Genomic DNA, 20703 nt, shown 5'->3' with positions numbered 1-20703 from the left:
ATTTTGTCGTATAATGTTACAGGCTTAAAAGCCATTTTCTTTTTTTAATAAGAAAGAACACATACATTTCCAGGCGGGATCGATCCTGCCTATAGATCTTTAAATTGTAGATAAAAAGGAGTACATAATATGAGTCAACAGGAATTATTTACTTTGGGAATTGACATCGGCTCAACGACTGTAAAGATCGCTGTTCTTGACGACCAGAACGATGTCGTATTCTCAGACTACGAGAGACATTTTGCGAACATCCAGGAGACGCTCTCCGATCTTCTGGGAAGGGCCATCTACAAGCTGGGATCCATCCGGGTTTCCCCTGTCATCACAGGGTCCGGCGGCCTTACACTGGCAAAGCATCTGGGCGTGCCCTTTGTCCAGGAGGTAGTGGCTGTATCCACAGCGCTGCAGGACTATGCGCCGCAGACAGACGTGGCCATCGAGCTTGGCGGCGAGGATGCAAAGATCATCTACTTTGAGGGCGGCAGCATTGAGCAGCGCATGAACGGCGTGTGTGCCGGCGGTACCGGCTCCTTCATCGACCAGATGGCTTCCCTGCTCCAGACAGACGCCTCCGGTCTCAACGAATACGCAAAGAATTACAAGGCCCTCTACTCCATTGCTGCCCGCTGCGGCGTGTTTGCCAAGTCTGACATCCAGCCTCTGATCAATGAAGGTGCCTCCAGGGAAGATCTGGCCGCCTCCATCTTCCAGGCTGTTGTCAACCAGACCATCAGCGGACTGGCCTGCGGAAAACCCATCCGGGGACATGTGGCATTTCTGGGCGGCCCCTTGCACTTCCTGGATCAGCTCCGGGATGCTTTCGTCCGCACGCTGAATCTGGACGATGAGCACACCATCGCTCCAAACCACTCACATCTTTTTGCAGCAATAGGATCTGCTCTGAACTCCACAAAGGAACCGGTTGTTCCCATCCAGGAGCTGCAGGAGCGTCTGGCCAGAAGGATCCAGATGGAATTTGAGGTAGAGAGGATGGAGCCCCTCTTCGCCTCCGAGGCGGAGTACAACGTGTTCATCTCCCGCCACGCAAAACACCAGGTTCCGGTAAAGGACCTGGCTACATATAAAGGCAAGGCATTCCTGGGCATCGATGCCGGTTCCACCACCACAAAGGCGGCCCTTGTAGGGGAGGACGGAACGCTTCTTTACTCCTTTTACCACAACAACGAGGGAGATCCCCTGGGGACCACCATCACTGCCATCAAGGATATCTACAGCCAGCTCCCGGAGGACGTAGAGATCGTCCACTCCTGCTCCACCGGCTACGGAGAGGCCCTTATCAAGGCTGCCCTTATGCTGGATGAGGGCGAGGTAGAGACAGTGGCTCACTACTACGCCGCTTCCTTCTTCGAGCCGGATGTGGACTGCATCCTGGACATCGGCGGACAGGACATGAAATGCATCAAGATTAAAAACCAGACCATAGACAGCGTGCAGCTCAACGAGGCCTGCTCCTCCGGCTGCGGCTCCTTCATCGAGACGTTCGCAAAATCTCTGAATTACACTGTGGAGGATTTCGCCCAGGAGGCCCTCTTTGCCCACAACCCCATTGACCTGGGAACACGCTGCACGGTATTTATGAACTCCAAGGTAAAACAGGCCCAGAAGGAGGGCGCGGAGGTTTCCGACATCTCCGCAGGTCTTGCCTACTCTGTCATCAAGAACGCCCTCTTCAAGGTGATCAAAGTGTCTGACGCCTCTGAGCTTGGAAAGCACATTGTTGTCCAGGGAGGAACTTTCTACAACAATGCCGTGCTCCGCAGCTTTGAGAAGATCGCAGACTGCGAGGCTGTCCGCCCGGACATCGCCGGCATCATGGGCGCCTTCGGCGCCGCCCTGATCGCCAGGGAGCGGTACGTGGACTGCGAGGGCACAACCATGCTCTCCATTGAGGATATTGAAAATCTGGAATACCGTACAACAATGACCAAGTGCAAAGGCTGCACCAACAACTGCCGTCTGACCATCAACCATTTCAGCGGCAACAGAAAATTCATCACAGGAAACAGATGCGAGAAGGGACTTGGAAAAGAGAAGAAGAAAAATACGCTTCCCAACCTTTTTGAGTACAAGAGCCAGCGCTATTTCGGCTACATCCCTCTCTCAGAGGAGGATGCAAAGCGCGGCGTCATCGGTATCCCGAGAGTGCTGAACATGTACGACAACTATCCCTTCTGGTTCACCTTTTTCACAGCTCTTGGCTTCCGGGTGGTGCTCTCGCCGGCCTCCACGAGGAAGATCTACGAGCTGGGCATCGAGTCCATCCCCAGCGAGTCCGAGTGTTACCCGGCCAAGCTGGCCCACGGACATGTGCAGTGGCTGATAAACCAGGGAATCCAGCACATCTTCTACCCGTCCGTCCCCTACGAGCGGAACGAGTTTGAGGAGGCAAACAACCATTACAACTGTCCGATCGTCACCTCCTACCCGGAGAACATCAAGAACAATATGGATCCCATCGTGAACGGGGAAGTGGACTTCATGCACCCCTTCCTCTCCTTCGCCAGCGAGGAGACGCTTTCCTCACGGCTCATTGAAGAGCTGGGAGAGAAATTCTCCATTTCTGCATCCGAGATCAGGGACGCGGTCCACAAAGCCTGGGTCGAGCTGGAGGAATGCAGGGATGACATGCGCAAAAAGGGCGAGGAGACCGTGGCGTTCCTGGATAAGACAGGAAACCGGGGCATCGTCCTGGCAGGGCGCCCCTACCACATTGACCCGGAGGTCAACCACGGCATACCGGAGCTCATCAACTCCTACAATATCGCCGTCCTGACAGAGGACTCCGTCTCCCACCTGCACCAGGTAGAGCGGCCCTTAAATGTCATGGACCAGTGGATGTACCACTCCCGCCTCTACGCGGCGGCAAACTTTGTGAAGACAAAGGATAACCTGGACCTTATCCAGCTGAACTCCTTTGGCTGCGGTCTGGACGCTGTCACCACCGACCAGGTGGCGGACATCCTCACCGGCTCTGACAAGATCTACACCTCCCTGAAGATCGACGAGGTCAACAACCTGGGAGCCGCAAGGATCCGTATCCGCTCCCTGCTGGCCGCCATCCGTGTGCGCGAGCAGAGAAACCAGAAGAGGGAGCTCCACTCCTCTGCCATCACCAAAGTACCATTCACAAAGGAGATGCGCGGGGACTACACCATCCTCTGCCCGCAGATGTCACCCATCCACTTTGAGCTTCTGGAGCCTGCCTTCAACGCTTCCGGCTACCATGTGGAGGTGCTGCCCAACGACAACAAGCAGGCCGTGGATGTGGGACTGAAATACGTAAATAACGACGCCTGCTATCCGTCTCTCATGGTGGTAGGCCAGATCATGGAGGCCATCTTATCCGGCAAGTATGACACAAATAAGATCGCTGTCATCATCAGCCAGACAGGAGGCGGATGCCGTGCCTCCAACTACATCGGATTTATCCGCCGGGCCCTCAAAAAAGCGGGCTATGAGCATATTCCGGTCATCTCCATCAACTTAAGCGGCCTGGAGGGAAACCCGGGATTTAAGATCACCCCCATGCTTGCGCTGCGTGGCATTTACGCCGCCGTGTTCGGCGATATCTTCATGAAGTGCATCTACCGTCTGCGCCCCTACGAGGCTGTAAAAGGCTCCGTGGAGGCCATGCACCGGAAATGGGTAAAGGTATGCTCGGACTTTGTATCCCAGGGCTATCCTTCCAGGCGGAGGTTCAAGAAGCTCTGCCGGGATATCATCCAGGACTTTGACAACAACATCGAACTTCTGGATGTAAAGAAACCAAGAGTCGGCGTGGTGGGCGAGATCCTCGTCAAGTTCCTGCCGGCCGCCAACAACCATCTGGTAGACCTTTTGGAGAGCGAGGGTGCGGAGGCTGTTGTGCCAGACCTCATCGACTTCCTCCTTTACTGCTTCTATAACCAGAACTTCAAGGTGGAGAAGCTGGGATTTGCTAAATCGAAAGCTATTGTGGGAAATCTGGGCATCAAGGCACTGGAGTGGTTCCGCTCCCCGGCCAGCAAAGCCTTTAAGGAGAGTAAACACTTTGACCCGCCGGCTGACATCCGCGACCTTGGCCGCATGGCTTCGGAAATCGTGTCGCTCGGAAACCAGACCGGCGAGGGCTGGTTCCTGACCGGAGAGATGCTGGAGCTGATCCACAGCGGCGCCACCAACATCGTCTGCACGCAGCCCTTCGCCTGCCTGCCAAACCACGTGGTAGGAAAGGGCGTTATCAAGGAGCTGCGCCGCCGCTATCCGCTGGCAAATATCGTTGCCATCGACTACGACCCGGGTGCCAGCGAAGTCAACCAGCTGAACCGCATCAAGCTGATGCTGTCCACAGCCAACAAGAACCTGGATAAAGCGGAAAGCAGGGAAGAGATGGCTGTATAGCAGGAAAGGACTTCAAAAAACGGCCGTTTGCCTCCCCAGTAAAAAACAGAAGTGAGGTGTCTCCTGGAACGGGAGATACCTCACTTCCGTTTTTTAATATCCAAGCCCAAAAAGCTTTTCAAGTGTCACAAGTACGCCGTCCTCCTCATTGGAGGGACATACAAATTTTGCTGCCGCTTTTACGTCTTCAGGCGCATTTGCCATAGCATAGCTGTATCCGCAGTAGTTCAGCATCTCGATATCATTTCCTCCGTCTCCAAAGGCCGCGCACTGCTCCGTCAAAATCCCCCAGCGACGCGTCAGACGCCTGAGCCCGGACGCCTTATGACAGCCCGGAACGATCAGATCTATGGAGCCATGACCGCTGGTCGCAGGCTCAACCTTTCCTTTAAGCCTTTCGCAAAAGATATCATAGTAAAAATATGTTTTTTCCTCCGGCACAGTGGGAGCAAATTTTAAAATCTGGTCTTTTACCTCCTTGAAATCGTCCACCCATTTCAGACGATGATAGTAGACCGCTGTCAGATCAAAAAACTCCTGGCTGACCGCCCCCCCCCGCTGGCAATACGCGCTCTCCACTCCGCATAAAACATTTGATATTTCCGGATACTCTCTGCAGACGTCTATCACTGCATCAACCACGGACTTCGGCATATCTGCTGTAAAGACAAGCTCCTTCCCATCCTTTACAAACGCACCATTTTCAGCTACAAAAGAGAGCTCATCGCTATATCCAGGGAACAGGTCCCGCAGCTGATAATACTGGTTTCCACTCGCAACTACAAAGCGGCATCCTGCCTCCTTCATACGGGATAAAATGCGCTGAAACCGCGGGGCATCGTAAGTGTGATCCGAATGGACAAACGTGCCGTCCACATCAACGGCAACCATTTTTATATCATAGTTCATCGACAGACCTCTCCTTTACTATTTAAAACTGTTTTCTATCACTCCCGGAAGCAGCTCATAAATAGAACACTGTATTTTTTCCTCAAAATCTGATCTGATCTCCAAAATCTTCTTCCAGCGGTCAACCGTATAAGGATGTACTCCGTAGCGGATCGTCACATCCACAAACCGCTTCTCCAGGATACAGAACCCTGTCGGTAATGCCAATGCATCACATAACTGTACCAGCCGGTCATAATCATCGTACACGGCGTTATCGATAAACTTTTCCATAAACTGATAGTCTTCCCCGGAGACATCAAAGGTACCAATAGAGGAATGGATGTCCTGTATCATAAACGCATGAGAAATGCAGATCTGTGCCGCCTTATCCCATCCCCTCTCCATACAGTAGCGGTACCCGTCAATGAGATGCTTCTCCGAGCTCACCCCGGCATACCGTCCGATATCATGCAGCAGCCCGTAAATATAAGCCTTTTCAGCAGATAAATGGCTGCAGCGCTCCGCAATATTTTTACAGGCCTCCGCCACATACCGGGAGTGCTCCACCCATGGGCCTGGGTTAGATTTTTCCGCTTCCTGCAAGGCAGTTTCCGCTTTTGATCTGTTTAATTTCATCAAGTCACCCCTAAGAAAATTTACTTACAGTAAGCGTAACACATATATACGTTGAATGCAATGGAACACAAAAACCCCGGCAGAAAGCCATATAACCTCTGCCGGGGATCTGTTACTGTCTGATTTATATCTCTTTTATTTTACAATCAGTGATTTTCCTGTCATCTCTTTGGGCTGTTCCATACCCATCATCTCGATCAGCGTAGGAGCGATATCTGCCAGGCAGCCACCCTCTCTCAGTTTGTAGGAAGGATCTGCGTTTACAAGGATAAAGGGCACCGGATTGGTTGTGTGAGCTGTGAAAGGCTCCCCTGTCTCCTCGTCAATGAGCTGCTCTGCATTTCCGTGGTCTGCGCAGATAAACATCTGTCCATCCACCTCTTTGATGGCCTCAACAGCTTTGCCAACGCACTCGTCCACAGCCTCGATGGCCTTGATGGCTGCGCTCTCCACGCCGGTGTGTCCCACCATATCCGGGTTTGCAAAGTTGATGATGATGACATCGTATTTTCCGGATCTGATGGCATCTGTCAGCTTGTCGCACACTTCGTAGGCGCTCATCTCCGGCTTCAGGTCGTAGGTAGCCACCTTTGGAGACTTCACAAGGATACGGTCCTCACCCTCGTTGGGCTCCTCCACGCCGCCGTTGAAGAAGAATGTCACGTGGGCATACTTCTCTGTCTCAGCGATACGCGCCTGCTTCAGCCCGTTTGCTGCCAGGAACTGACCGAATGTATTGGTGATCTCCTCTTTCACAAAGGCGACCAGTTTGTTCTGAATGGTCACATCATAGTCTGTGAAGCACACGAATGTTGTCTTGACGCGCTCTCCTCTTTCAAATCCTGCGAACTCGTCGTCGCAGAATGTCCTGGTGATCTCTCTTGCGCGGTCCGGGCGGAAGTTGAAGAAGATGATGGAGTCACCATCTTTCACTGTAGCTGTGGGAGCGCCGTCCTTCATGACAACCGTAGGCAGTACGAACTCATCTGTCGTCTCCTTGTCATAGGATGTCTGGATGCCTGCTGGTCCGGATGCAGCCTGCTCGCCCTCGCCGTACACAAGAGCTCTGTAAGCCTTCTCCACACGGTCCCAGCGGTTGTCGCGGTCCATGGCATAGTAGCGTCCCATGACAGTAGCCACCTCTCCTACGCCGATCTCCTGCATCTTTGCCACCAGTTCTTCCACGTACTCTTTACCGGACTCCGGCGGTGTGTCACGGCCGTCCAGGAAGCAGTGTACATAGACCTTCTCGATCCCCTGTCTCTTTGCCAGCTCCAGAAGTCCGTAGATGTGAGTGTTGTGGCTGTGCACGCCACCGTCGGACACAAGTCCCATAAGATGAAGGGAAGAGCCGTTTTTCTTTACATTTTCGCAGGCTGCAAGGAGGGCTTTGTTCTCAAAGAAGTCGCCGTCCTGGATAGCCTTTGTGATCTTTGTCAGATCCTGGTATACAATGCGGCCGGCTCCCATGTTCAGATGTCCTACCTCTGAATTTCCCATCTGTCCCTCCGGAAGACCTACAGCCATGCCACTGGCATTTCCATGTACAAACGGGCACTCAGCCATCAGCTTGTCCATGACAGGAGTCTTGCCCTCTGCCACCGCATTTCCTTCTTCCTTATCTCTTAAACCGTAACCGTCTAAAATCATAAGCACTGTTGGTTTTTTACTCATTTTCATTCTCCCTACTTTCCTGTTGGTTCATTTTATTACTTCTCATCCTGGTGCCGGATATGCTCCATCCAGCGGTATGCCAGGTCCGTCCAGCACTGGCACTCTCTCTGCACGCCGCTTCCGTCAGCTCTTCTGGAGAGCTCATCCGCAGCCCCGAGGCCGTGGACTCCCTCCTGGAAAATGTGAAGCTCTGTTTTCACATGACATCTGTGAAGGGCTCCTGCCATCAGAAGAGAATTCTCCACCGGCACTGTGGCGTCCGCAAAGGTGTGCCACAGAAAACAGGGCGGTGTCTCCTCTCCCACTCTGTCTTCCAGGGAAAGCTTCTCCTTCTCCGCCTCATACCGGTCGCCCAGCAGCGCGCGGAAACTTCCCTCGTGAGCCACTCCCTCCTTGGAGGAGATGACGGGATAACAGAGCAGAAGTCCGGCAGGCCTTAAATCCTCTGCCTTCACATGGAGCTTCTGCGCAAGAAACGGCTCCTGCCACATGGTTCCCAGGGTCCCGGCCAGGTGTCCGCCCGCGGAGCATCCCTGGACAAAGATCTGGTCTGTGTCCGCCTTCCACTTTTCCCCGTTCTCATGGATCAGTGCCATGGTCCTTCCAAGCTCAAGGAGAGCTGCCGGAAATACAGCCGGAGCTGTGGAGTAGCGCAGGATCGCCACATGATATCCCTTTCCCAGGAAATACATGGCAATGGGCTCTCCTTCCCGGAAGCTGGTCCTTTCATAACCTCCGCCCGGGCACAGGATCACAAATGGTCTCTTCTGTATCCAGAGTTTCTCCCCCGGCGTATCCAGAATATAGAAGACCACATGGGCGTCCGGAAGGGATCCTTCTTCTTGCAGTTTTACAGTTTCCAGTATCATTGTATTTTACCTCCCGAAACCCAAAATCCCGCAGGGCCTGCTGTTTCAAGTCCCCTGCGGGTGCTTTTTTATTCTTATTTGTAGTTTACGATCTTACCGAAATCAGCTTTCAGTGAAGCGCCGCCTACAAGTCCGCCGTCAATGTCTGCCTGTGCAAATAACTCAGCAGCATTGCCTGCGTTTACAGATCCACCGTACTGGATACGGATAGCCTCTGCTGTAGCCTCGTCGTAGATTTCAGCGATGCATGCGCGGATGCCTGCGCAGACTTCCTCAGCCTGCTCTGTTGTAGCTGTCTTTCCGGTTCCGATAGCCCAGATCGGCTCGTAAGCGATGACTGCTGTCTTTGCCTGATCTGCTGTCACGTTCTGGAAGCCAACCTTTACCTGCTGACGGATGAAGTCCATTGTCACGCCCTGCTCTCTCTGCTCCAGAGTCTCGCCGCAGCACATGATGGGTGTGATGCCGTGCTCGAAAGCTTTCAGCACTTTCTTGTTTACATCTTCGTTTGTCTCACCAAAGTAATCTCTTCTCTCGGAATGTCCGAGAACAACGTATTTCACGCCTGCATCTGTGAGCATGGCCGGGGAGATCTCTCCTGTGTAGGCTCCGCTCTCCTCAAAATACATATTCTCAGCCCCAACCTGGATGTTTGTTCCCTTGCACGCCTCAACAACAGGGATAATGTCGATAGCCGGAACACAGAATACAACGTCCGCATCTTCGGTAGCTACCAGCGGTTTCAGCTCCTCAACAAGCGCAACTGCCTCGCTGGGAGTTTTGTTCATTTTCCAGTTTCCTGCAATAATTTTTCTTCTTGCCATTGTTATTTTCACTCTTTTCCTTATTTCTTTACATTTTTAGTGGGGGATGTTCACCTTACTAGGCTCCCCTTCGCCCTGGCGGGCTTGGCCCGCCAAGTGCGGTGAATTAAGTGCTTACTTATCATTAGCTGCGGCTACGCCCGGGAGCTCTTTGCCCTCAAGGAACTCAAGGGAAGCGCCGCCGCCTGTGGAGATGTGTGTCATCTTGTCGCCGTATCCAAGCTGGTTTACAGCTGCTGCGGAGTCACCGCCGCCGATGATGGTCACGGCGTCTGTCTCAGCCAGGGCCTGCGCAACTGCCTCTGTGCCGTGTGCAAAGTTAGGCATCTCGAAGCATCCCATAGGTCCGTTCCACACAACAGTCTTTGCGTCTTTTACTGCATCGGCAAAGATCTTCTCTGTCTCAGGTCCGATGTCCATGCCTTCCCAGCCATCCGGGATCTCCCCTGTAGGAACGATCTTGATGTTGGCGTCGTTGGAGAACTCATCTCCGATACGGTTGTCTACGGGAAGAAGAAGTTTCACGCCCTTCTCCTCAGCCTTTTTCAGCATGTTTGCCGCGTACTCAAGATAGTCATCCTCGCACAGGGAAATGCCGATCTTTCCACCCTGGGATTTTGCGAATGTGTAGGCCATACCTCCGCCGATGATGAGTGTGTCTACCTTGTCAAGCAGGTTCTCGATAACAGAGATCTTGCTGGAAACCTTTGCTCCGCCAAGGATAGCCACGAAAGGTCTTGTCGGGTTGTTGACTGCGTTTCCGAGGAAGTCGATCTCTTTCTGCATCAGATATCCCACAACAGCTGTGTCCACATATTTTGTCACGCCTACGTTGGAGCAGTGTGCTCTGTGTGCTGTTCCGAAAGCATCGTTTACAAATACATCGCACAGGGAAGCCAGATCCTTGGAGAAGGCATCCTCGTTCTTTGTCTCCTCAGCTCTGTAGCGTGTGTTCTCAAGAAGGATCACATCTCCGTCCTGCATAGCCTCCACAGCAGCCTTTGCGTTGGGGCCTACCACTTCCGGATCTGCCGCGAATTTTACTTCCTGGCCGAGAAGCTCAGAGAGACGTACGGCAACAGGTGCCAGAGAGAGCTCAGGTACAGGCTGTCCCTTCGGTTTTCCAAGGTGGGAGCAGAGGATGACCTTTCCTCCGTCTGCGATCAGCTTCTTGATGGTGGGAAGGGCTGCCACAAGACGGTTCTCGTCTGTGATCTTTCCGTCAATGAGGGGTACATTAAAGTCACATCTCACGAGGACTCTTTTTCCTTTTACATTAATATCGTCTACTGATTTTTTATTAAGCATGTCACTGCCTCCTTATAAATGTTTGACCGCGGTACGGCAAAATGCGTCTCCTGTTTTCCTTGCCGGAACCTGCGGTTTCGTAAAAAAGGGCCCGGTCCAATCAGACCGGACCCTTTCGTGAGTCTTAATTACGCTAATTCTGCGAAGTATTTGATTGTTCTTACCATCTGGCTTGTGTATGAGTTCTCATTGTCATACCAGGAAACAACCTGAACTTCTGTTGTTCCATTCTCAAGCGGAAGAACCATTGTCTGTGTAGCGTCGAACAGTGAGCCGTATCTCATACCAACGATATCGCTGGATACGATCTCATCTGTGTTGTATCCGAAGGACTCTGTGGAAGCAGCTTTCATTGCCTCGTTGATCTGGTCAACTGTCACATTACCCTCTACAACTGCTGTCAGGATCGTTGTGGAACCTGTCGGAGTAGGAACTCTCTGTGCAGCGCCGATGAGTTTGCCGTTCAGCTCAGGAATAACAAGACCGATAGCCTTTGCAGCACCTGTGCTGTTAGGAACGATATTGCATGCAGCGGCACGAGATCTTCTCAGATCGCCTTTTCTCTGCGGTCCGTCCAGAGTCATCTGATCTCCTGTGTAAGCGTGGATCGTGCACATGATACCAGATTTGATCGGTGCAAGATCGTTCAGAGCCTTTGCCATAGGTGCAAGGCAGTTTGTTGTACAGGAAGCAGCGGAGATAACTGTATCCTCTGCTTTCAGTGTCTCATGGTTTACATTATATACGATAGTCGGCAGATCGTTTCCGGCTGGTGCGGAAATAACAACCTTTCTAGCGCCTGCTTTGATGTGAGCAGAAGCTTTCTCTTTGGATGTATAGAAGCCTGTACACTCCAGAACAACATCTACACCGATCTCGCCCCAGGGAAGCTCCTCAGCGTTTGCTTTTGCGTAGATCTTGATCTCTTTTCCATCTACGATGATGGAATCCTCTGTAGCCTCTACCTTGTCAGCCAGAGCGTATTTGCCCTGAGAAGAATCATATTTTAACAGGTGAGCTAACATTTTCGGGCTTGTCAGGTCGTTGATCGCAACTACCTCATATCCCTCTGCTCCAAACATCTGTCTGAAAGCAAGACGTCCGATACGTCCAAATCCGTTGATTGCTACTTTTACTGCCATGATTACATTCCTCCTAAAGTCTATTTACTGTTTCACAGCTCTTTTCGTCCCTTAACTTTGTTAAAGAACTCTCAACCATTAACAATTGTACTAAATCTCATACAAAAATTCAAGAGCATTTTCCATTTTTATGTAAGGAGTTTAAAAACAGGTTTCCTCTCCTTAAATTCTGTGTAATACCGAAAGCCGCAGGACTTCAGGATACTGTCCGCCTTTTCAAAATCATAGGCAATGTGCTCCGGCCTGTGTCCGTCGGCCCCCACTGTGATGATCTCACCGCCCAGCTCCCGGTAACGCCGCAGGATATCCGGGTGGGGATGGGCAAAAGGCAGGCCGTATTTGAGTCCTGCCATATTCAGCTCGATTCCCTTGCCCCGCTCGATGACAGCCCGCAGGATAGCGTCGATCTCGTCGGCATATTTTTTGTAGGAGTACTCTGCCGTTCCGTTTTTTCCGTACCGCACCACATAGTCAATATGCCCCAGCACGTCAAAATCCGGCGTGTTCTCTATATCCTCCAGCATTTCCACAAAGGCCTGCCTGTATACTTCCTCGTCTGTCCGGCCCTCAAAGACAGTCCCCAGGGCCGGGTCATCCCCGTCCACTACGTGGAGGGAACCGATGACAAAGTCGAAGGGATATTTTTTCGTAAACTCTGTGAAAAAGCCGCCCAGCCGGGGCTGCATGCCCAGTTCCACACCGATGCGGATATCGATCCTGTCCCGGTACTCTTCCTGCAGGGGACGCAGCGTCCCGAAATAAGCGTCCGCGTCAAAAATGCTCTCATCACCCCAGCCCATATAGTCTTTGTCGTAGTGGTCTGTAAAGCAAATGACCTCCAGCCCCTTTGCTATAGCTCCCTCGATCATTTCCCTGGGCTCTGCCTCTGAGTCATGGGAAAAGGACGTGTGCATGTGTACGTCTGCCCTCATGGTTTCACCCCTTCTTTTTTGATTTTATTTTTTGCTGCCGGTGATAGTTCCTCCGCCGAAGACATACTCTCCGTCGTACAGCACCACAGCCTGCCCCGGCGTGATGGCTCTCACAGACTCGTCAAAGGTACACAGGATCTGGTCGTCCCCTGTCTTTTCCACCTGGCACCAGGCGCCCCTGTGATTGTACCGGATCTTGGCAAACAGGCGCACAGGTTCTGTCAGATCAGGGACGGACATAAAGTTGAGATGGTCCGCCAGCACATACCTGGACATGGACTCCTCTCCTGTGCCTACCACTACCTCGTTTGTGTCAGGCCGGATCTCCAGCACAAAGACCGGATGTCCCAGAGACAGTCCCAGCCCCTTTCTCTGCCCTACAGTATAGTGTATGATGCCTTTATGCCTTCCCACCACTGTCCCGTCGGAAAGGACAAAATCCCCCTCCGGGAATCTGCGACAGGCCGTCTTTTCAATAAACGAAGCGTAATCCCCGTCAGGCACAAAGCAGATGTCCTGGCTGTCCGGCTTGGACGCCACAGGGAGCTGAAGATCCAGGGCCATCTGGCGGATCTCCTCTTTGGTATATGCCCCCACAGGCATCAGCGTTCTCGCCAGCTGCTCCTGGGTGAGGTTATAGAGCGCATACGTCTGATCCTTTCTGGCCGTGGCGGAGGTCCGCAGAGACCAGCGGCCGTTTGCCAGCTGCTCCACTCTGGCATAGTGGCCAGTGGCAATGCAGTCCGCCCCGATATCCAGGCTCCTCTTCAGGAGGGACTCCCACTTCACATACCGGTTGCAGGCAATGCAGGGATTGGGCGTCCTGCCGTTGGTGTACTCATCCACAAAATAATCAATCACGCTATGGCGGAATTGCTCCTTAAAGTTCATAACATAGTAGGGGATCTCCAGCTTTGCCGCCACCCTCCTGGCGTCATCCACGGCGCTGAGTCCGCAGCATCCGCCGTTTTCTTCCTGCACAGTCTCTTCCTCATCCTGCCAGATCTGCATGGTCACGCCAATGACGTCATATCCTTGTTCCTTCAGCAGCCAGGCCGCCACGGAGGAGTCCACTCCCCCGGACATGCCGACCACAACTTTTTTCTTTTCCATTCTCCTTATCCTTCCGGGTCAATATTCCTCTTCTTCCTCTTCCTCACCCTCATGGATATCGGACTTGGGCTTCTCCAGCCCTTCGATCTTGATCCCGTTCTTCTCTGCATAGTCCCAGAGCGCTGCGTGGATCGCCTCCTCCGCAAGCAGAGAACAGTGAACCTTCACCGGCGGAAGGCCATCCAGCGCCTCCATCACCGCCTTGTTGGTGACTTCCATGGCTTCCTGTATTTTTTTTCCTTTTACCAGCTCGGTAGCCATACTGCTGGTGGCTACTGCAGCCCCACATCCGAATGTCTTGAACTTCACATCCCGGATGATCTGGTTTTCATCAATATCCAGGTAGATCCGCATAATGTCTCCGCATTTTGCGTTCCCCACTGTTCCCACGCCGCTGGCGTTCTCTATCTCTCCCATATTTCTGGGATGCTGAAAATGATCCATAACTTTCTCTGTGTACATGTTTTCTTCCTCCTTGTCTGCTGTCCTGCCGCACAGCTTTTGTTCTATCTGTTACCGGTTGTTTTTCTTTACAAAATCCTCGTAGAGGGGAGACATATCCCGCAGCCGGGCCACGATCTCCTTCAGGTTGTCCACTACGTAGTCTATATCTTCCTTTGTGGTCTCCTCGCCAAGCGTCAGCCGCAGGGAACCGTGGGCGATCTCGTGGGGCAGCCCGATAGCCAGGAGCACATGGGACGGATCCAGCGATCCGGATGTGCAGGCAGATCCACTGGAAGCGCAGATACCCTTCATGTCCAGCATGATGAGGAGAGACTCTCCCTCGATAAACTGGAAGCTGAAATTGGCATTGTTGGGCAGTCTGTGCGCCGGGTCTCCGTTAAGCCGGCAGTAGGGGATCTCCTCCAGCACCCTGCCGATCAGATAATCCCGCAGTTCTCTCTCCTTGGCGGACCGCTCTGCCATGGAAGCGACAGCTCTCTCTACTGCCTTTCCAAGGCCGATGATCCCCGGCACATTCTCTGTCCCTGCCCGGCGCTTTCTCTCCTGGGCACCGCCGTGGACGAAGGAACGGATCTTTACCCCCTTGCGGATATAGAGAAATCCGATCCCCTTGGGTCCATTCAGCTTGTGGCCGCTGGCACTCAGCATATCGATGCAGTATTCGTCCACATTGATGGGGATCTGGCCGAAAGCCTGGACCGCATCTGTGTGGAACAGAACACCGTGCCTGCGGGCGATCTGTCCGATCTCTTTTATCGGCTCAATGGTGCCGATCTCATTGTTGGCAAACATGACGGAGATCAGGATCGTATCCGGCCGGATCGCTGCCTCCACATCCTCCGGGCGCACACGGCCCTTTTCATCTACATCCAGGTAAGTCACCTCAAAGCCCCGCTTCTCCAGATACTCTCCTGTGTGCAGGATGGCATGGTGCTCAATCTTTGTGGTAATGATATGTTTTCCTTTTGCCTCGTAGGCCTCTGCCGTGGCTTTCAGGGCCCAGTTGTCACTCTCAGATCCTCCTGCTGTAAAGTAGATCTCATTCGTCTGTGCCCCAAGAGCCCGGGCAATGATCTCCCTCTGCTCTGTCACTGCGTCTTTATTTTTCGACGCAAAACTGTAGACGCTTGATGGATTGCCGTAATTCTCGGTGAAATAGGGAATCATGGCCTCCACTACCTCCGGGGCTGTCTTTGTTGTCGCTGCATTGTCCAGATAAATCAGTCTGTCCATTTGTATCCTCCTATCTATCGCTGACCGCGTTGTCTGTTCTTACATTTATTTTCTGCTGCAGGCCTTTTCTTTTTCCTCCTCGCCGGGCCTCAGCTGCCTGCTTTGCTCCACCAGGGCATCCAACATGATCCCGTTGACCGTGTCATTGATGCTGTCATTGATCTTTTTCCAGACATACTTTGTGACACAGCTGTCTGCCGCCTGGCAGCCTTCATCCGGGTGGTACGCCGCACACTCGGCCGGCTCCAGTTTTCCCTCCAGGGCCCGGAGCACGTCTCCCACCGATATCTGACCGACCGGCCGGGCCAGTACATAGCCGCCCGCTGCTCCACGGATACTCTTTACAAGCCCCGCTTTTTTAAGAAGCGCCATGAGCTGTTCCAGGTATCCCTCGGAAATGTCCTCCCGGGCGGAGATGCTGCTGATGGAGACCGGCTCTTCCTCGCTGTATCTGGCCAGATCAACAAGCGCCCGAAGCCCATATCGTCCTTTTGTGGAAAGCTTCACTGTCATCACCCTCCTTTAATTCCTAGTGTTTTACTTGGAATTCCTGTTAGTAGGATAGCACCCGGTCCGCCTTCCTGTCAAGCCTCTTTTTCTCCATTTTTCCCGCCCCGGGTTCCGCATATCCCCGCCTCTCCTTGAATATGCTGTAATAAAAGTGCCGCGGAGTCTGCCATGATACAAAAAAACACGATCATAAAGGGAGCTTTCATCCTGACACTGGCCGGGTTCGCTACCCGCTTTATGGGATTTTTTTACCGGATCTTCCTTAGCCGCACTTTCGGCGAAGAAAGCGTAGGCCTCTACCAGCTGGCCTTTCCGGTCTACGCCCTGTGCTTCTCTATATGTGCCGCCGGCATAGAGACAGCCATCGCCCGCAGCACTGCCGCCAGCCGTTCCCTGAAAGACCCGGTCCGCACAAAGGCGGGGCTCTACAGCGGTTTCACCCTGGCCATACTCCTGTCTTTTGCTCTTATGCTCTTTGTCCAGAAAGAAGCCGCTTTCCTCTCCCTGCGCTTCCTTGGAGAGCCCCGCTGCGCGCCCCTTCTTGTCATCCTCTCTCTGGCTCTGCCTTTTTCCGTGATGCACAGCTGTATCTACGGGTATTATATCGGGCTGAAGCGCACAAAGATCCCTGCCATCTCCCAGCTGTTGGAACAGACCGTGCGGGTGGGCGCTGTCATCTTTCTGTACTACTTTTTTGTGAACCGCTCTGTCCGGACAGGGATCGCTCTGGCTGCGGCGGGGATCGTGGCAGGAGAAGCCGCTTCCGCCCTGTACTGCCTGGGAAAGCTGCGCAAAGAGCAGGACATGGCAGCCCCCGGAAATGTCACTCTGGGCGCATACAAAAAGGGACTGGGGGAGATTCTCTCCCTGGCAGTCCCTCTTACCGGCAGCCGCGTGCTGCTCAATCTGCTGCAGAGCGTGGAAGCCGTCTCCATCCCTCTGAAGCTCCGGGCCTTTGGCCTCTCCTCCGGGGAGTCCCTGAGCACTTACGGCGTCCTGACGGGCATGGCTCTCCCCTGCGTCCTCTTCCCCTCTGCCATGACCAACTCCATTGCCACCATGATGCTGCCTACTGTGGCAGAGATACAGGTCTCCGGCAGCACCTCGGCCATGAAAAAAGTGATCCGGAAAGTATTTTTCTGCTGCTTTTCCTTAGGGCTCCTGTTCTGCCTGGCCCTCGTCGTGACGGGAAATTTCATCGGCAGACTCCTCTTTCACAGCGCCGCAGCCGGACATTTTATCATCACCCTGGCCTGGATGTGCCCTTTTCTCTACACAAACAGCTGTCTGCTGGGCATTCTGAACGGCCTGGGCAAGACAAACATGTCCTTTGCCATAAACGTGACCGGACTTCTCCTTCGCATCGGCAGCGTGTTCCTTCTTATCCCGGTCTTCGGCATACAGGGATATCTGTGGGGCCTGCTTGCCAGCCAGATGGCCGTCTTTGCCCTCTGCCTTGCCTACCTGCGCTTTTTCTTCTTCACACTGTAGCCGAAACTGCCCTTTTTCTTTCCCAGCTCCAGGTATTCCCCGTGGGAGTAGGCGATCAGCCCTGCATCATTCAGGCGGAACCGGCCGTCGGCGTCCATGTAGTCTTTGTCCGCCTGCACGGCTTCCACCCGGGCCAGGAACATGTGATGGCTTCCCAGCTCTTTCACCTCTGTCACCCGGCATTCTATGTTGACAGGCGCCTCCTCGATGACCGGCGCCCAGTCAAGCCTGGAAGCCCTGCCAGGCGTCAGGTGCATCTCCTTCCATTTATCTGTGTCCCTGCCAGACTTTACGCCGCACCAGTCGGCCGCACGGAGCAGCTTTTCCGTAGTCAGGTTGATGACAAATTCTCCGCTGTCCCGAAGGAGGTCATAACTGTACCTCTGGGGCCGCACGGAGATATAGACCATGGCCGGGTTGGTACAGACAGTCCCTGTCCAGGCCACGGTGATAATATTGGTCCTTCCCTCTCTGTCCCCGCAGCTCACCATCACCGCAGGCAGGGGATAGAGCATATTGCCCGGCTTCCATATTTCTTTTGCCATATCCTCCTCTTACTCCTTTCTGTGTTCTCTCTGATCCGCCTGCGCTCTCTACTGCTGGAGAGCGCTCACCAGCGCCGGAATAAGCTGCTTTTTCCTGGAAACAACTCCCTTCAGTATGACAGGGTCCATGTCATCAGGCAGCTCGAAAGCCTCCAACACCGTCTCCTTTGCATTTTCTCCGGCACACAGAAGTTCTGTCGACTCGTGGAGGATGTGGGTGAGCATGAAATACACCATGTTCAGCTTATGCTCCTCTCTGGTCTGGCTCAGATAGGGGATGAGCTTCTTCTTGATCTCTTCCAGTTCTTCACCGCTCATGGAATTGATCTGCCCCACTCCAAACACCGTGTCGCCCACTGTAAACTGTTTAAAATCCTGGAAGCAGATCTCTTTTGCGCTCTTTCCCTTCAGATTGCTTCCCGCATTGAACATCTCGGCGGCCAGCTCTTCCAGGACAACCCCTGCTGTCTCGGCCAGCTTTTCCGCTGTTCTTCTGTCCATCTCTGTGCAGGTGGGGGAACGGAAAAGAAGGGTGTCCGAGATGATGGCCGCGCACAGAAGCCCCGCTGTCACCGGCGGGATCTCCACCCCGTTCTCCTCGTACATCTGGGTGACGATGGTAGCTGTACAGCCCACAGGCTGGTTCCGGAAAAATACCGGCCCCATGGTCTCAATGCTCCCGATCCTGTGGTGGTCTATGATCTCCAGGATATCTGCCTCCTCAATGCCGTCCACGGCCTGGGACTTTTCATTGTGGTCCACCAAAATGACCTGCTTTTTCCTTGCATCCAGGAAGCGCCTCCTGGAGATAAAGCCCTTGAAATTCCCGTGCCGGTCCAGGATAGGAAAGTCGCGGAATTTCTTTTTCGTCATCTCTTCCTTGATGTTGTCCACATAGTCGTCCATGTGGAACACAGTCAGAGGCCCCTTGCTCATGAAATACTTTACCGGGATGCTCTGGTTGATCAGCCTGGCCGCCGTGAATGTATCGTGAGGTGTCTTGATGACCACGATGCTCTGCTCCTCCGCCTTCCTGATCAGCTCCTCCGGTATGTCTGCCTCCTGGCAGACTACCAGGCAGCTGGCATCGATGTCCACAGCGCAGGCCTGAGACTCGTACCTGTTCCCCAGGATGACCAGATCATCCCGGGCAATAAACTCAGCCATCATATCCGTGGTGGAAGCGCCCACAGCCACCTTCCCTTTCACAAAGCAGCCGTGCTCGTTGCCGGTGACGATCTCACCGTCCAGCGTGCGCACAATGTTGCGGTACTGGGTCCTGGCCTTGGCCAGGATCGTATTGTCATACACGTCCATGTAGGATTTTGCTATGTCCCCGGTGGAAATAAGCCCCACCAGTTCCCCGTCCTTCAGTACGGGAAGGGTCTTGACAGACTGGGATTTCATCAGTTCCCACGCCTCCCTGATAGAGACCCCGGGATCCACTCCCGTGATCTTGTGGATGTCCAGATCCTTCACCTGGAGCTTCACATCCTGCAGGAGCCTTGGAGCGTCCACCTTGAACCGGCGCAGCACATACTGTGTCTCCTCATTGATCTGGCCGGCCCGCTTTGCCACGAACTCCTTCCCGGTGATCTCCCGCTTCAGTCCGGCGTATGCTATGGCAGAGCAGATAGAGTCCGTATCCGGATTTTTGTGCCCTACAACGTAAACTTTTCTCATATTATCAACTCCCTGTTTCCTGACTTTTGCCAGATTATTGGTCCGTAAAATAAGCTTGCCATTTTTTCCCGTTCCAGTCAACTAAAAAATCCTTCTGTCTTTGCTTTTTTCTTTGAACAATCCCCCGGTTTCGTGCTATACTGTTACTAGTATGTGGAGACACATAAATACGGTGATGAGAAAGGACTAACAAAATGAGCGAAGAATTATTACAAGAGGAAAACAAACCGGAAGAGACAATGGCTGACTACGAGGAGCATTTCGACGATGCCAACCCGTGGAATGTAGTACAGCGCTATATGGAAAACAAGACTACCCTTCCGGTGAAGGTGGAGGGAATCGTGAACGGCGGCGCCATCGCCATGGTGGAAGGGCTGCGCGGTTTCATCCCTGCGTCCAGGTTATCCTTATCCTATATAGAGGATCTGGAGACATATCTTCTCAAAGACATCGAGGTGCGCGTCATCGAGGTCAACCAGGCTGAGAACCGCCTTGTCCTGTCTGCAAGAGAGATCCTCCGGGAGAAGGAGAAAAAAGCCATGGAGGAAAAGATCGCCAACGTGAAAGTGGGCAGCGTGGTGAAAGGAAAAGTTGAAAGTTTGCAGACCTACGGCGCTTTTGTCCGTCTCGAGGACGGTCTGTCCGGGCTGGTACATGTGTCACAGATCAGCAGAAAGCGCGTGAAATCTCCGAAAGACGTGCTCTCTGTAGGCGATGAAGTGACGGTAAAGATCATCGGCCTCAAAGACGGCAAGATCAGCCTCAGCATGAAGGCTCTGGAGGAGAAGGAAGAGGAAGAAGAGGACATCAAGGTGGAGATCCCCAAATCCGAGAACATTGGCACCAGCCTTGGAGATCTGTTCAAGAATATCAAGCTGTAATCTTCCCGGCAGGCAGCAATGCCGCTGCCGCGTCCATTTTCAACACATAACAATCGAGTAGGGGAGATTTTCTCTCCCCTCTCACACCACCGTACGTGCCGTTCG

At 53.2% G+C, this 20703-nt stretch carries 17 protein-coding genes; 3 read left to right on the top strand and 14 right to left on the bottom strand.

The window, feature by feature from the left end:
* Positions 1 to 129: 129 nt before the first annotated feature.
* Positions 130 to 4401, top strand: coding sequence for a 2-hydroxyacyl-CoA dehydratase (locus tag Q5911_RS13295; RefSeq protein ID WP_303183479.1), 4272 nt, complete (start codon positions 130 to 132; stop codon positions 4399 to 4401).
* A 93-nt stretch (positions 4402 to 4494) separates the two neighbouring features.
* Here Q5911_RS13295 and Q5911_RS13290 read toward each other — a convergent pair whose 3' ends face one another.
* From Q5911_RS13290 to Q5911_RS13235, 12 genes are all read right to left on the bottom strand, one after another.
* A complete protein-coding gene (locus Q5911_RS13290; RefSeq protein WP_303183477.1) occupies positions 4495 to 5310 on the bottom strand; it encodes a Cof-type HAD-IIB family hydrolase in 816 nt (271 codons plus the stop codon).
* Between the two features lie 18 nt (positions 5311 to 5328).
* Positions 5329 to 5928 (bottom strand): HD domain-containing protein, encoded by a 600-nt coding sequence (locus tag Q5911_RS13285; protein ID WP_087173226.1) that lies wholly within the window; start codon positions 5926 to 5928, stop codon positions 5329 to 5331.
* A gap of 135 nt (positions 5929 to 6063) precedes the next feature.
* On the bottom strand, positions 6064 to 7602 hold the full coding sequence (gpmI, locus tag Q5911_RS13280; protein WP_303183474.1) for a 2,3-bisphosphoglycerate-independent phosphoglycerate mutase: 1539 nt from the start codon (positions 7600 to 7602) through the stop codon (positions 6064 to 6066).
* Positions 7603 to 7637: 35 nt separating this feature from the next.
* On the bottom strand, positions 7638 to 8471 hold the full coding sequence (locus tag Q5911_RS13275; RefSeq protein ID WP_087173225.1) for an alpha/beta hydrolase: 834 nt from the start codon (positions 8469 to 8471) through the stop codon (positions 7638 to 7640).
* Between the two features lie 74 nt (positions 8472 to 8545).
* On the bottom strand, positions 8546 to 9295 hold the full coding sequence (gene tpiA / locus Q5911_RS13270; protein WP_033124586.1) for a triose-phosphate isomerase: 750 nt from the start codon (positions 9293 to 9295) through the stop codon (positions 8546 to 8548).
* A 114-nt stretch (positions 9296 to 9409) separates the two neighbouring features.
* Positions 9410 to 10603, bottom strand: coding sequence for a phosphoglycerate kinase (locus tag Q5911_RS13265; protein WP_076777276.1), 1194 nt, complete (start codon positions 10601 to 10603; stop codon positions 9410 to 9412).
* A gap of 128 nt (positions 10604 to 10731) precedes the next feature.
* A complete protein-coding gene (gene gap / locus Q5911_RS13260) occupies positions 10732 to 11745 on the bottom strand; it encodes a type I glyceraldehyde-3-phosphate dehydrogenase (RefSeq protein ID WP_076777275.1) in 1014 nt (337 codons plus the stop codon).
* Between the two features lie 128 nt (positions 11746 to 11873).
* The gene (locus tag Q5911_RS13255; RefSeq protein WP_303183470.1) at positions 11874 to 12677 is read right to left on the bottom strand and encodes a histidinol-phosphatase HisJ family protein; all 804 of its coding nucleotides are present in this window, start codon (positions 12675 to 12677) and stop codon (positions 11874 to 11876) included.
* 24 nt (positions 12678 to 12701) lie between these two features.
* Positions 12702 to 13790: a tRNA 2-thiouridine(34) synthase MnmA gene (gene mnmA / locus Q5911_RS13250; protein WP_303183468.1), complete on the bottom strand. Its 1089-nt coding sequence runs from the start codon at positions 13788 to 13790 to the stop codon at positions 12702 to 12704.
* 18 nt (positions 13791 to 13808) lie between these two features.
* Positions 13809 to 14252, bottom strand: a complete 444-nt coding sequence (nifU, locus tag Q5911_RS13245; RefSeq protein ID WP_303183466.1) for a Fe-S cluster assembly scaffold protein NifU — start codon at positions 14250 to 14252, stop codon at positions 13809 to 13811.
* Between the two features lie 51 nt (positions 14253 to 14303).
* Positions 14304 to 15488: a cysteine desulfurase NifS gene (gene nifS, locus Q5911_RS13240; protein ID WP_303183464.1), complete on the bottom strand. Its 1185-nt coding sequence runs from the start codon at positions 15486 to 15488 to the stop codon at positions 14304 to 14306.
* A 45-nt stretch (positions 15489 to 15533) separates the two neighbouring features.
* On the bottom strand, positions 15534 to 15995 hold the full coding sequence (locus tag Q5911_RS13235; RefSeq protein WP_076780804.1) for an RrF2 family transcriptional regulator: 462 nt from the start codon (positions 15993 to 15995) through the stop codon (positions 15534 to 15536).
* Positions 15996 to 16166: 171 nt separating this feature from the next.
* Between Q5911_RS13235 and Q5911_RS13230 the strand changes: the two genes are divergently transcribed.
* Positions 16167 to 17489, top strand: a complete 1323-nt coding sequence (locus tag Q5911_RS13230) for a polysaccharide biosynthesis protein (protein ID WP_303183462.1) — start codon at positions 16167 to 16169, stop codon at positions 17487 to 17489.
* On the opposite strand, the gene Q5911_RS13225 is transcribed toward Q5911_RS13230, so the two are convergent.
* Entirely contained in the window at positions 17459 to 18034 is a 576-nt protein-coding gene (locus Q5911_RS13225; protein ID WP_281724607.1) for a flavin reductase family protein, read from the bottom strand. The genes Q5911_RS13230 and Q5911_RS13225 overlap by 31 nt on opposite strands.
* A gap of 48 nt (positions 18035 to 18082) precedes the next feature.
* Positions 18083 to 19717: a putative manganese-dependent inorganic diphosphatase gene (locus Q5911_RS13220; protein ID WP_303183459.1), complete on the bottom strand. Its 1635-nt coding sequence runs from the start codon at positions 19715 to 19717 to the stop codon at positions 18083 to 18085.
* A gap of 194 nt (positions 19718 to 19911) precedes the next feature.
* On the opposite strand from Q5911_RS13220, the gene Q5911_RS13215 reads away from it, so the two are divergent.
* On the top strand, positions 19912 to 20598 hold the full coding sequence (locus Q5911_RS13215; protein ID WP_076777268.1) for a S1 RNA-binding domain-containing protein: 687 nt from the start codon (positions 19912 to 19914) through the stop codon (positions 20596 to 20598).
* Positions 20599 to 20703 lie beyond the last annotated feature (105 nt).

The organism is Lachnoclostridium phocaeense, assembly GCF_959599685.1.
GTDB lineage: Bacteria > Bacillota > Clostridia > Lachnospirales > Lachnospiraceae > Claveliimonas > Claveliimonas monacensis.
The sequence above is the reverse complement of the archived record's forward strand: the minus strand, read 5'-3'. Positions and strand labels throughout refer to the sequence as shown.